Source organism: Clostridium sp. CM039, assembly GCF_055081075.1.
The window spans coordinates 2,250,301-2,262,958 of sequence record NZ_CM143649.1 but is presented as its reverse complement, the minus strand read 5'-3'; the positions used below and the strand labels follow the sequence as shown (position 1 = coordinate 2,262,958).

Below are 12,658 nucleotides of genomic sequence, written 5' to 3'. Positions count from 1 at the left end.
ACGAAGCCCAAAACTATTCGAAACAAGTGGTGTAAATGTAGCAGATAGATGGAGTGAAAGATTGCGTTCTTACCCGGGGAGATCTGATAGGTAAGTTGTGGATATGAATTTAGAAATAACAACCCATACAGTGATGTATGGCTGAACTATCAGAAGTCAGCAGACGTCATAGTACCATGCAAAACGCGTTAGCGTGGGAAGGACTGAACAATAGGAGGTTTGGAATTTTGAAGGATACGAGAAAATATGATAAAAGCAGACAACTTCATAAAGAAGGCTCTCTACGAGAGAATAGAGTGGAACTCGAAGGTAATGTAGAAGTGCATAGTATTTCCTCTATGTCAGAAGAAGGAAGAAACGATGTGAATGAATATGATAATGGTTTACTCGAGCAGATATTATCGAGAGATAATATGAATAAAGCATATAAAAGAGTAAAAGCCAATAAAGGAAGTCATGGGATTGATGGTTTGACAGTAGATGAACTTCTACATTATCTAAAAGAGCATGGACAAGAATTAAGGCAATCATTATTAGAAAGTAGATATAGACCTCTAGCCGTAAGAAGGGTAGAAATACCAAAACCTGACGGTGGAATTAGGCTACTTGGAATACCTACTGTATTAGATAGAGTTATTCAACAAGCGATATCACAAACTCTAATACCAATATATGAAAAGAAATTTTCTGATAATAGTTACGGTTTTAGACCTTTAAGAAGTGGAAAACAAGCTGTTGAAAAATGTAGGGGATATATTAATGCTGGACATACATGGACGGTGAATATAGACCTTTCTAAATACTTTGATACGATAAATCATGATAAATTAATAAGGATACTATCGGAAGATATTAAAGATAGTAGAGTAATTTCTCTGATACGAAAGTATCTACAAAGTGGAGTGATGATAAATGGGGTATTTATGAATACAGAAGAAGGAGCACCTCAAGGCGGGCCTTTGTCCCCATTATTAAGTAACGTAATGTTACATGAACTCGATGTAGAACTAACAAAACGAGGACTAAACTTTTGTAGATATGCTGATGATGCGAATATATACGTCAAAAGTGAGAAATCAGCAAATAGAGTAATGAAGAGTATTACGAGATTTATTGAGGAAAAGTTAAAGCTTAGAGTGAATAAAGAAAAGAGTACAGTAGATAGACCTTGGAAACTTAAATTTTTAGGATTTTCATTTTACCGAGCAAAAGGTGAATACAGAATGAGAGTTCCTCAAAAACCTATAATCAAATTCAAAGCAAAGCTAAAAGAATTAACTTCAAGAAGTAATGCGATGAGCATGAAATATAGGTTTATGAAACTTAAGCAAGTGATAGTTGGATGGATAAATTATTTTGCTATTGCAGACATTAAAAGTATTCTTAAAACACTTGATGAATGGTTAAGGCGAAGAATTAGAATGTGTTTTTGGAAACAATGGAAAAAGATTAAAACAAAATATGGGAACCTTGTTAAATTAGGAATACCAAACAATAAAGCTTTGCAATATGCAAATACAAGGAAAGGCTATTGGAGAACATCCAATAGCCCTATATTAAACAAAACATTGACCAATAAATACCTTAAAAATATAGGATTAGTTTCTATATCTGAGACATATTTATTAAAACATTAATTTCTATTGAACCGCCGTGTACCGAACGGTATGCACGGTGGTGTGAGAGGTCGCTAAATAAATTAATTATTTAGCTCCTACTCGATTTGTAGACAGGCCTATACTACGAATTGTCAAAACGAGCCTATAACATGATTAGGCAGAATATCATCGTTTTCGCCGGGTGCTTCAATGCGATTATAGTTACATTATCTGGCCTTGCATTTTTAAATCAGATTGTAGGTGTAATTGTTTACTATGCTTCATCTATTTTTATTATTCTAAAATCTCCCAGAATGCTGCCATGGGGTGAAAATTCAAAGGAGATGTGAAATGGGAAAAATTATTATTTTATGTGCCATTTTTCTAATGGTGGGCTTTTTCTTCAAATGGAAAAAAGGGGATGGGACACATAATCATCACCATGGAACCGGACATAAACACGGCGAAGGGTTTTCAATTGATTTTTATGCTTATACTTCTAAAATCAGGCACTGGAATGCTACTTTTAAAGTATCTCTTTCTGTTTTGATATTGATTCTTTGTATTGTATTGGAAAACCCCTATGTATCTGTTGTGGTCATTATTGCAATGGCCTATCTGACCATTGTAAAAGGAGAGCTTCCAGTAAACGAATACTTGTCAATACTGGCGATTCCAATCATCTTTATCCTCCTTGGCACTTTTACAATTGCTATTGATTTTTCAAAGCAGCCGATGGGGCAGTATAACTTGTATCTTGGCTTCTGCTATGTGTTTACTTCTCAGGCAAAGCTTAAGGAAGTGGCATTTTTGATTCTGAAAGTTTTTGCAGCTATAAGTGCCCTACAAATGATGACACTGTCAACTCCATCCTCCGAGATTATATATGTGCTTCGAAAAGCACATGTTCCAAAGCTTATTGTAGAGCTGATGAACCTCATTTACCGTTATATTTTCATTTTAATGGATGTCTATACTAAAATGAAAAATTCCGCAGAATCTCGTCAGGGCTACTGTGATTTTAAGACTTCCTGCTATACATTTGGAAGCATTGCAAGCAATATGCTGGTTATTTCGCTTAAAAAGGCAAACGATTATTATGATGCCATGGAGGCCAGATGCTATGATGGGGATCTTATATTTTTGGAGGAAGATAAAAAGGTAGAGACAATACAGATTGCCTCTGCAGTAGTATTTATAATTTTTTTGATCCTGATATGGGGCGTTACAAGATAGAAAGGAGCTATTATGGGGAAATCAATATTAAAGGTCGAAGATCTATACTACGTCTACGGGAATGGAAAGTCTGCATTGGACGGTGTAAGCGTGGATATCTATGAAGGTGAGAAAATCGCTGTCATTGGTTCCAATGGATCCGGAAAATCTACATTTTTCTTGAATATAAACGGTGTATTTACACCTGAACAGGGAAAAATCATTTACCGGGGTACTGTCGTTAATAAAAAGAATTTAAAAGGACTTCGAAAAAATATCGGAATTGTATTTCAAGATGCGGACAATCAAATAATCGCATCTACAGTTAGGGCAGAAGTTGGATTCGGGCCGATGAATTTAAGGCTTCCAAAAGAGGAAGTACTAAAGCGAGTTGAGGAAGCACTGGCATACATGAACATATCAGATTTCAAGGATCGTCCGCCACACTATTTGAGTGGCGGTGAAAAGAAGCGCGTCACCATTGCGGGCATCATTGCTATGAAATCGGAGATCATTATCTTTGATGAACCTACTGCATCACTGGATCCTTTAAATGCACTGATGTTAGAAGAAGTTTTGGATAAGCTTGGTTCGGAGGGCAAGACAATGCTCATTTCCACCCATGATTTAGATTTCGCATATCGATGGGCGGAGCGAGTCCTTGTATTCTGCAAAGGAAAAATTATCGCAGATGGAACACCATTAGAAATTTTCCAAAATACAGAAATTTTAAAACAAGCAAATCTAAAACAGCCAACCGTGATGGAGATATATGAATTGCTTGTAGAAAAACATCTGCTGGAAGATACTAGTGCCTATCCGAAAAGTACGCAAGAATTTAAGGAAATGTTTGAAAAATAGTTAGGTTTTCTAGGCGGGTTAGCTTAGATTAATATAAATTAAAAACAATAGAGGAGGAAAAAAATGAATCAGAAAGAAAAGAAAATTGTCTTTATTGCGATTGCTTTCGCATTAATTTTCGGGGTAGCTCCGGCAGCAAACGCAATGCATATCATGGAAGGATACCTTCCACCAAAATTCTGTATTATATGGGGTGTTATATGCGTTCCATTCTTGGTAGCAGGTTACTTATCAATTAAGAAAACATTAGCTAAGAACCGTAAATCCATCACTATTCTTGCTATGTCAGGCGCATTCATTTTTGTGCTTTCATCTTTAAAGATTCCGTCAGTAACAGGAAGTTGCTCACATATGACTGGTACCGGACTTGGTGCAATCCTATTCGGACCAATGGCAGTCAGCATCCTGGGGATTATTGTACTACTTTTTCAGTCAATTTTGCTTGCTCATGGCGGACTGACCACTCTTGGTGCTAATACGTTTTCTATGGCTATTGCAGGACCGCTTATTACTTATGTAATCTACAAATCAGGCCAGAAGCTCAAAGTCAATAAATATGTAGGTATTTTTCTGGCAGCATCAATCGGTGACTTATTAACCTATTGTGTAACAAGTTTTGAACTTGCACTTGCGTATCCGTCTGCAAACGGTGGTATCGCAGCATCTGTAGTCAAGTTCCTTGCAGTATTTGCACCGACACAGCTTCCACTGGCAATTATCGAGGGTATTCTGACCGTTGTTATCATTATGGGTCTTGAAACATATGCAAAATCCGAATTAACAGAACTTGGATTCCTAAAGGGAGGCGAAAATTAATGGTAAAGACGAAAAAAAGGGTTATCATTTTATTAATTATTGCTGCAGTGATTGCCATTATACCATTATTCACGTTAAAGGGTGCTGAATTTGGTGGCTCAGATGATGCAGGAAGCAAAGTGGTTTCCGAGATTACAGGTACCGAGTATAAGCCTTGGTTTGAACCTGTTATGGAAACTTGGATTGGTGGAGAATTACCAGGGGAAATTGAGAGTTTACTCTTTTGTCTACAGACAGGTATAGGAGTTGGTGTTCTATTCTTTTTCCTGGGAAGATTCGTAGAGAGAACTAAAAAAGAAAATCAGGGGAATAAAACTGAATAATGCTTTTTCATATAATTGGGATGAAAGTATCATTTATTGATTTAATATTATAATTATGGGTAATTAAAGTATTAATTGCTTTAGTTTAAAAGGGAAGACAGGTGGAAATCCTGCGCGGTCCCGCCGCTGTAAAAGAGGAGTCCTTATAAAAAATACCACTGGGAAACTGGGAAGGTTTTAAGGGCAATGAGACTTAAGCCAGAATACCTTTCTATAATTATACACAGTTAACTCTACGAGAGATAGGGAGGTGTTTTCAAAATATGGTGGTAAATGTAGAAAAGAGGTTCGAGTTGGTTAGCTATATGGCTGATATTGAAAAGGGAATTATTGAAAAAACACTGAATAAAAACGAAAACAATGTTAGCAAAACATCAAGAGAATTAAGTATTTCAAGACAAGATTTGCAATATAAAATAAAAAAATATAAGATAACCCTGAGATAATAAAGCATATGTATGCATATGCTAATAAAAGGAGAAATGAATATAATGGGGAAATTAAAAAACGGATATGTTCAAATTTATACGGGGAATGGCAAGGGGAAAACGACTGCAGCTGTAGGACTAGCTGTACGTGCAGCAGGAAATGGATATACTGTATTTATGGTACAGTTTTTGAAGGGAAGTAAAACTGGTGAAATTGAAAGTGCAAAAAAATTGGCTCCCTTTTTTAACATATTTAGGTTTGAGAAAAAAAGAGGTTTTTTTTGGACGTTAAATGCAGAGGAAAAAAATGAATTAAAAGAAGAAGTACAAAAGGGGTATGAATTTTGCAGGGAAGCATTAAAAGAAGAAAAATGCGACATACTTATCATGGATGAGGTAATGGGAGCGTTGAACAATCAACTAATAAGTGAAGAACAACTACTAGAATTAATGGAGAATAAACCTGGTAATATAGAATTGATTTTAACAGGGAGAGACGTACCTAAAGCTATAATAGATAAAGCAAACCTTGTAACTGAGATGAAGGATATTAAACATTATTTTAACGAAGGAATACCATCTAGAGAGGGTATAGAGTTTTGATTATAACCACCTCAAATTCTAAAATTAAGTTAATAATATTTAGAGTTTGAAGGGGGAATTATTATGAATACGTACAAAAACTTAGGCAAAGAATTTATTGTCAATATAACGGGGAATAGAGAAGCCGATATGGTTATTGTGGAAGAATTTAATAAAAGCTCTGTTATAAATAAAGCTCAATTAAAAAAGGTTTTATGGAAGAGATTAAAAGAAAGTAATTTAATATAGCATATAAAGGTATGAGATGTTTTGCATTTCATTTAAAAGGGAACCAGGTGAAAAGCCTGAACGGTCCCGCCGCTGTAATGGTGAGAAGCTTTAAATTATACCACTGACAATTTTGTTGGGAAGGATTAAAGCGACTATGATCCAAAGTCAGAAGACCTGCCTTCATTAATACACCAAGAACGTTACGAGTGATAGGGGGTGTGACGCATATTTGTATGAAAATGCATTTTAAATTTTGCATTTTTTACAAATATGGTTGGTATTATTATCAAGCCCTTAGCATAAATGCTAAAGGGCTTAATTTTTCGTTGAGAAAGAAATTATGATTATTTTACAGAGGATAGGTAATACAATTGATAATTATAAGGAGGCATATTATGCAAATAAAGATAAAGGAATTTGCGCTTATAAACATAGGAATGCTTATGGTATCAGCAGGTTTATATTTCTTTTTAATGCCAAATAATTTAGCGACAGGTGGGGCGAATGGATTAGCAATAGTTATAAATAAATTTACAGGGGGGTTATCCGTAGGTTGGATAATGATGATAATAAACCTTATTTTGTTTGTAATAGCATTTATTGCTATCGGAAAGAGTTTTGGTGGAAAAAGTGTGTATGCAAGCTTTGGTGTAGGAGGTATTATAATTGTATTTCAAAAGTTTATACCTATTAATAATTCAATTACAGGAGATATTTTACTGGAACTTATATTTGGAATACTAATATCAGGAATAGGTACAGCTATAGTCTTTGATCAAAACGCTTCAACAGGGGGGACAGATATCTTAGCTAAGATATTAAATGAATTTTTTCATATAAATTTAGGAAAAGGAGTTTTAATATGTGATTTAATTATAATTTTAATGGCAGTTTTTGCTTTTGGAATTAAGCTATCATTATATGCAATGCTCGGAGTTATAATTAATGGATTTCTTATAGACCACATCATAGATGGAATAAATGTGTGCAAAGAAGTTACAATTATAAGTAAGAACAGCGATAAGATAAGAAAATATATAAGAGAAAAGCTAGATAAAACATCTACTGTATATAACGGAGTAGGGGATTTTTCAGATGAGGATAAAGAAGTTGTTGTGGTTATAGTAGGAAGAAGGGAGTTTATAACACTTAAAAAATTCATAAAATTTGTTGATAAGGATGCTTTTGTAACAGTGAATAATATTTATGAAGTCTTTGGATACGGATTTAAATCCTTAAAACATTAAATAAAAATTTTAGATAGCTAATAGAGCGGATTAACAACATTTATGCCATGAAAGCAGGCAAAATTGTTAGTTATGGAATACCGACAGAAGTCTTAACCCAAGAATTAATAAAGTCTTTTAAATATTATGTATAAACCTTCTTATATAAAATGATATTTTATATTACTTTTTATATCAAGTACAATCTCTTCAATTATATCCTTGATTTGCATATTCCTTGTGCCTGGTATATAAATACCATGTTTTTGTAGTGGAAGTATATATTTAGTACAATCCATATTAAATATTGACGTGGCAATCATGGGGGTAATTTCACCGTTAATGCCACCACTACATATTATTCCAATTGGACCGATTATGCTATCAATTTTATTTTTCTTGCAAAATGAGCAAATTGATTCCTCTCCACTTATACCAATATTTGCACCAGCTCTTACCATATTTGAACAAGCAAATGTATTTGTACCAAGTGCAACAATATAGATATCTAGGCTAATTTCTTTACGAATTTTTTTTATGATTGTTTGACCAAGACCTGCCCCTTGTGCGTCTATTACAGCTATTTTCATGGTAATACCTCCAAAAAATAAAATTTATAATATAATGAAATCTATTTTTATATAGATAATATTATTATACTATAATGTTTATGTATATTCTGTGTTTAGTTCAAATAAAATTACAACGTTGGTATAAATAAAATGATTATAAAAAAGCAAAAAAAATTGTCCCATAAAGGTATTAATTTTATAATTCGAGGCAAAATAAAGAAAATAATATTAATAATATAATTGATATAAATGAAGGGGAGAATTTAGTGAAAAACGAGGAAAGTATAAAGGTTATTCCTTTAGGAGGCCTTGGAGAAATAGGTAAGAATATAACAGCTTTTGAATATGCGAATGAAATCATTGTTATAGACTGTGGTATAGCCTTTCCTGATGAGGAAATGTATGGTGTAGATTTAGTAATTCCAGATATAACTTATTTAAAAAATAATGCAGAAAAAGTAAAAGGTATTTTTTTAACTCATGGACATGAAGATCATATAGGGTCGCTTCCGTACATTCTAAAACAATTGAATGTACCTATTTATGGTACTAGGTTAACGTTAGGGCTAATTGAAAATAAACTAAAGGAGCACAATATATTATCTAATTGTGAACTTCACAATGTAAATGCTGGAGAAACAATAGAACTACAAAATCTTAAAGTTGAATTCATAAGGGTTACTCACAGCATAGCAGACTCCTGTGCTATTGCCATCCACTCACCACTAGGTGTTATATTACATACTGGTGACTTCAAAATTGATTATACCCCCATTGATGGATTGGTCATGGATCTTGAACGTATCTCAAATTTAGGTAAAGAGGGCGTGCTACTTCTTATGGCGGATAGCACGAATGTGGAACGTGAAGGGCATACAATTTCTGAAAAAACTATAGGGAAGACTCTAACTAGAATAATTTCTAATGCAGAGGGAAGGGTTATTGTAGCTACATTTGCTTCAAATATTCACAGAATACAGCAGATCGTAGACGCCTCTGTGAAACATGGTAGAAAAATTGTTTTTAGTGGGAGGAGTATGGACAATATCTCACAAGTAGCTATTGAACTTGGATATCTCCATGTACCAGAAGGTTACATTATAGGTATAGATGATATGCAAAATTACCACAATAAAAATATTACAATAATAACTACCGGAAGTCAGGGCGAACCTATGGCAGGACTTGCTAGAATGGCTTTTGCTACTCATAGGAAAATCACCCTTGAACCAGAGGATTTATTTGTTATTTCTGCATCTCCAATTCCAGGCAATGAGAAACTTATATCTAGAGTAATCAATGAGCTATTCAAAAAAGGGGCAGAGGTAATTTATGAGGATTTAGAAGAAGTGCATGTATCCGGTCACGCATATCAAGAAGAATTGAAATTAATTCACGCATTAGTTCATCCTAAATATTTTATGCCAGTTCATGGTGAATACAGACATTTAAGTCACCATGCTAAGTTAGCACAAGAATTAGGTATGCAAGGCAAAGATATATTTACTATGGAAACAGGGCAGGTTTTAGAACTTACAAAGGATGAAGCTAAAGTAACAGGACGGGTACACACTGGATCTGTATTTGTAGATGGACTTGGTGTTGGGGATGTTGGAAGCATAGTGCTTAGAGATAGAAAGCACTTAGCAGAAGATGGCATGCTCACTGTTGTGGTTACTTTAGAACGCGAATCTTATAGTATTATTGCGGGACCAGACATAATAACTCGCGGATTTATATATGCAAAGGAATCGGATGAATTAATTAGTGAAGTAAAAGAAATTGTTAGGGTTGAGCTTAATAAGTGCTTAGACAAGAAAATTATTGAATGGTATGTATTAAAATCTAATATAAAAAAATCCACAGAGCGATATTTGTATGAAAAAACAAAGCGTAGGCCAATTATTCTTCCAATTATTATGGAGATTTAACAGTTTTTTTAAGCTGGTGGTATATACAAAAGGCCAGCAAAAATCATATAGTAAAACTAAAAAATTGCAGTAGTTAGTTCTACTGCTTTTTTATATTGCTATTGTATCTAAAAATAGTATTAATTTTTAACATAACAAAAGACTGCCCTGTTAGGTACAGTCTTAATTGTGATATTGTAGCATCGAAGATGATGAACAGAATCGCAGGTTATGATTTAACGTGCTGTTTTTTTCATGAATTCTTCAGAATTTACTATGTACCTTATATGAATTCCTTCACCTATTTTACCCATGTCATCATAGGCTTCCACCTTAAAGAACAATTTTTTGCCTTCTGCCTTTGATAATAAGGCTTCAGCTCTAACCTTAACGCCAACAGGTGTTGCCTTTATGTGTTTAACACTAATCTCTATACCGACGGTTGTGAACCCATCAGGTAAATTTCGTTGAACACAATTTGTTGCTGCATTCTCCATAAGCGCTGTCATAGCTGGAGTAGCATAAACATCTAGACTTCCAGATCCATAAGAAATCGCGGTGTCACTGCTGTTAATAGTCTGCTCCATAGTAAATTTCAAGTCTTTATTAAAATTGAATTCCAATTTTATCACTCCATTCCGTTTATTATTTTTTACTATACCAATACCTTATTATACCATGTTAACACCTTTAGGATAGTGTTATTATGATATGTCTTATGATATAAATTAAAATAGAACCCCATTACTGGAATTCTATTGTATAATTGCATGGTTATATGATCTTTTAAAATATTCAAATTGAAATAATATCATAACGAATAATTCATTTCTTACTGTTTGGGCTAATTATTTAGCCACATCTATACAGTTTTCTTTGAATTTCGGAATTACTGTAATTATACAACTCTACTAATTTTATTCCTTTGGAATCAATGTGTATTTTATCTTCACAAATCATAACTACATTATTATTATATTTAGGGCTACGACTTCCACATTTTACAAAGGCTTCTTTCTCTTCATATTTTACAAAACCTAACCTTTTTAATTTTCCCAAATAGGAAGCAAATTCTTGATTCTTCTCTTTTGGATCTTCCTCTGTTAAATTGTAATTTTCAATTTCGAATGACATTCCTGGCAACATATCAGCATCGTAAATGTCAATTAGCATCTCGCTTTCTAATGTGTTTAATTCCATATATTCCCCTCCCGCTATAGTATAAAACAATGCCGGTTAGACAATTTACATATAAAGGTAAAATGCCTATCCGCAATATTTTAATTATACCACAAAGCAATACATTATTTTGTAATATTGTGTTATCATTGGTAATAATTATTCTGCAAATTTCTGCAATATTTCTAAAAATGTGCAAAACTTATTTATGTTGAGTTTACAAAACGGTATATGGGGAGGAAAGATTTTATTTGGTTTATATTTTTGATAATTCTACTAAGGCACATCCATCTATTACTTGCATTCCACTTGATTTACAAAAATTAATTATTTCAGGGCTTTCAGCTCCTGGTTGAATAAGGACTTTATCTATTTTTAAATCATGGGCTTCATGAAGAATTTTAATACCTTTATATGGATTAATGCATAAATCTAAAACTTCTACCTTGTAGGGTATATCACTTAGGGTGGTATAAATCCCCTCATTTTCAATAGATGGATTTACCCCCACTACGTTAAATCCATGTTTTTTTAAGGAATTCAATATTTTATAAGCATATTTGGAAGGGTTTAATACATCCCCAACTACAACCCAGTTTTTATAATTTAAAAATTGACTAGCATCCAATGTTGTCATCTCCTAATAAAATTAATTTCTATAATATTATCATTCCCTAGTAGCGATAAAAAAAACATGCTAATTAGCATGTTTTTTTATTGTTATTTTATCAAAAGAAATTTGGATAATCTGTTCTTCGCTTTTTTTATTTCACTATGAAACATAAAAAACCTAACTGAATTATATGCCTATTTAAAATTTACAGAAGTAACTAAATGTCTTATATTATCGATAATTGGATTTATCACCTGTAAAAGATAGCTAAGAAAATCAGTTAATACAGGTATTGCAATACCTATTTGTTTAAGGACATATATTAAAAGGAAGACACCGAGTGTAATGCTTAATATCCTTCCAATTATTTTAAATACTGCAATACCAAGATAAGCAAGTAATATAGCTAATGCAACCATAATAATGGTATTCAGATTAATATTAGAAAAATCAACATTCATAAACACACCTCCATTATTTATAAAATTATAACTTAAACTCTAGGGCTTGGCAAAGGTAAAATATCCTAAAGTCCAATTTAAGGGTATGTGAAAATGTATTGACATAAAATATATATGGGATTATAATATAATTCGTAAGCTAAATATACGAATACGAAATATTAGTACACGAAATACATTTAAGGGGGTAATTAAGTGAAAAAAATAAATGAAAGCGTAGACGTTGCAAGACTTTTTCAAGAGGTTATGCAGCTATTTAAACATAATATGAGTAAAGTTCTTTGTGATACAGGTATTTCTGCGCCTCAAGGTATGGTTTTGGGGCTTTTAAGTAAAAAAAAGAAACTTAAGATAACAGAACTTAGCAATGAGCTTTGTTTATCAAATAGTACAGTCTCTGGAATTATTGATAGGCTTGAAAAGCAGGAAATGGTAGTAAGAGAAAGAAGCGATGTGGATAAGAGGGTAGTCTACGTAAGTATGTCACCAAACTTTAAAGAGATGCATAAAAACTTTCATAACCAATTTGAAAAAAACATTGCAGATATAATGAGTAAGGGAAGTACAGAAGAACTTCATAAAATATTTGAAGGCTTAGATACACTTAAGAAGCTTTTAAATGACCAATAAAAATAATGCAATA

General features: G+C 33.1%; 16 protein-coding genes and 2 riboswitches. Of the genes, 11 read left to right on the top strand and 5 right to left on the bottom strand.

All coding sequences use genetic code 11. The features are described 5' to 3' along the window. Nucleotides 1-227 precede the first annotated feature (227 nt). From ltrA to ACWJJ2_RS10655, 9 genes are all read left to right on the top strand, one after another. Nucleotides 228-1,637 carry a group II intron reverse transcriptase/maturase gene (gene ltrA, locus ACWJJ2_RS10695; RefSeq protein ID WP_462952630.1) on the top strand — a complete coding sequence of 470 codons (1,410 nt, stop codon included), beginning with the start codon at nucleotides 228-230 and terminating at the stop codon, nucleotides 1,635-1,637. Between the two features lie 348 nt (nucleotides 1,638-1,985). Continuing rightward, nucleotides 1,986-2,834 (top strand): cobalt ECF transporter T component CbiQ, encoded by an 849-nt coding sequence (gene cbiQ / locus ACWJJ2_RS10690; RefSeq protein WP_375294770.1) that lies wholly within the window; start codon nucleotides 1,986-1,988, stop codon nucleotides 2,832-2,834. A gap of 12 nt (nucleotides 2,835-2,846) precedes the next feature. Beyond that, entirely contained in the window at nucleotides 2,847-3,674 is an 828-nt protein-coding gene (locus ACWJJ2_RS10685; RefSeq protein ID WP_216303857.1) for an energy-coupling factor ABC transporter ATP-binding protein, read from the top strand. Nucleotides 3,675-3,737: 63 nt separating this feature from the next. Then, nucleotides 3,738-4,490 carry an energy-coupling factor ABC transporter permease gene (locus ACWJJ2_RS10680; RefSeq protein ID WP_216303856.1) on the top strand — a complete coding sequence of 251 codons (753 nt, stop codon included), beginning with the start codon at nucleotides 3,738-3,740 and terminating at the stop codon, nucleotides 4,488-4,490. After that, on the top strand, nucleotides 4,490-4,813 hold the full coding sequence (locus ACWJJ2_RS10675) for an energy-coupling factor ABC transporter substrate-binding protein (protein ID WP_216303855.1): 324 nt from the start codon (nucleotides 4,490-4,492) through the stop codon (nucleotides 4,811-4,813). The genes ACWJJ2_RS10680 and ACWJJ2_RS10675 overlap by 1 nt, the downstream gene beginning before the upstream one ends. A 40-nt stretch (nucleotides 4,814-4,853) precedes the next feature. Next, a riboswitch (cobalamin riboswitch) is annotated at nucleotides 4,854-5,042 on the top strand. Between the two features lie 34 nt (nucleotides 5,043-5,076). Further along, nucleotides 5,077-5,259: a helix-turn-helix domain-containing protein gene (locus ACWJJ2_RS10670; protein WP_216303854.1), complete on the top strand. Its 183-nt coding sequence runs from the start codon at nucleotides 5,077-5,079 to the stop codon at nucleotides 5,257-5,259. A 45-nt stretch (nucleotides 5,260-5,304) separates the two neighbouring features. Continuing rightward, a complete protein-coding gene (locus ACWJJ2_RS10665) occupies nucleotides 5,305-5,844 on the top strand; it encodes a cob(I)yrinic acid a,c-diamide adenosyltransferase (RefSeq protein ID WP_216303853.1) in 540 nt (179 codons plus the stop codon). Between the two features lie 63 nt (nucleotides 5,845-5,907). Beyond that, nucleotides 5,908-6,072: a hypothetical protein gene (locus ACWJJ2_RS10660; RefSeq protein WP_462953241.1), complete on the top strand. Its 165-nt coding sequence runs from the start codon at nucleotides 5,908-5,910 to the stop codon at nucleotides 6,070-6,072. Continuing rightward, nucleotides 6,063-6,250, top strand: a riboswitch (cobalamin riboswitch). (Overlaps the previous gene by 10 nt.) Nucleotides 6,251-6,449: 199 nt before the next feature. After that, nucleotides 6,450-7,301: a YitT family protein gene (locus ACWJJ2_RS10655; RefSeq protein WP_216303851.1), complete on the top strand. Its 852-nt coding sequence runs from the start codon at nucleotides 6,450-6,452 to the stop codon at nucleotides 7,299-7,301. Between the two features lie 140 nt (nucleotides 7,302-7,441). On the opposite strand, the gene ACWJJ2_RS10650 is transcribed toward ACWJJ2_RS10655, so the two are convergent. Then, nucleotides 7,442-7,870: a DUF3842 family protein gene (locus ACWJJ2_RS10650; RefSeq protein WP_216303850.1), complete on the bottom strand. Its 429-nt coding sequence runs from the start codon at nucleotides 7,868-7,870 to the stop codon at nucleotides 7,442-7,444. 248 nt (nucleotides 7,871-8,118) lie between these two features. Between ACWJJ2_RS10650 and ACWJJ2_RS10645 the strand changes: the two genes are divergently transcribed. Further along, nucleotides 8,119-9,783 (top strand): ribonuclease J, encoded by a 1,665-nt coding sequence (locus ACWJJ2_RS10645; RefSeq protein WP_216303849.1) that lies wholly within the window; start codon nucleotides 8,119-8,121, stop codon nucleotides 9,781-9,783. A 215-nt stretch (nucleotides 9,784-9,998) separates the two neighbouring features. Here the strand turns inward: ACWJJ2_RS10645 and ACWJJ2_RS10640 are convergent, their stop codons facing one another. The 4 genes from ACWJJ2_RS10640 to ACWJJ2_RS10625 all read right to left on the bottom strand — a co-directional run bounded on the left by ACWJJ2_RS10640 (nucleotide 9,999) and on the right by ACWJJ2_RS10625 (nucleotide 12,015). Further along, complete coding sequence (locus tag ACWJJ2_RS10640) at nucleotides 9,999-10,385, bottom strand: thioesterase family protein (protein ID WP_369811890.1); 387 nt, start codon at nucleotides 10,383-10,385, stop codon at nucleotides 9,999-10,001. Nucleotides 10,386-10,614: 229 nt separating this feature from the next. Further along, the gene (locus ACWJJ2_RS10635) at nucleotides 10,615-10,962 is read right to left on the bottom strand and encodes a hypothetical protein (protein ID WP_216303848.1); all 348 of its coding nucleotides are present in this window, start codon (nucleotides 10,960-10,962) and stop codon (nucleotides 10,615-10,617) included. Nucleotides 10,963-11,197: 235 nt separating this feature from the next. Continuing rightward, the gene (locus ACWJJ2_RS10630) at nucleotides 11,198-11,569 is read right to left on the bottom strand and encodes a CoA-binding protein (RefSeq protein ID WP_216303847.1); all 372 of its coding nucleotides are present in this window, start codon (nucleotides 11,567-11,569) and stop codon (nucleotides 11,198-11,200) included. 179 nt (nucleotides 11,570-11,748) lie between these two features. After that, nucleotides 11,749-12,015: a hypothetical protein gene (locus ACWJJ2_RS10625; RefSeq protein WP_165415082.1), complete on the bottom strand. Its 267-nt coding sequence runs from the start codon at nucleotides 12,013-12,015 to the stop codon at nucleotides 11,749-11,751. A 195-nt stretch (nucleotides 12,016-12,210) separates the two neighbouring features. On the opposite strand from ACWJJ2_RS10625, the gene ACWJJ2_RS10620 reads away from it, so the two are divergent. After that, nucleotides 12,211-12,645, top strand: a complete 435-nt coding sequence (locus ACWJJ2_RS10620) for a MarR family winged helix-turn-helix transcriptional regulator (protein WP_216303846.1) — start codon at nucleotides 12,211-12,213, stop codon at nucleotides 12,643-12,645. The last annotated feature ends 13 nt before the right edge of the window (nucleotides 12,646-12,658 follow it).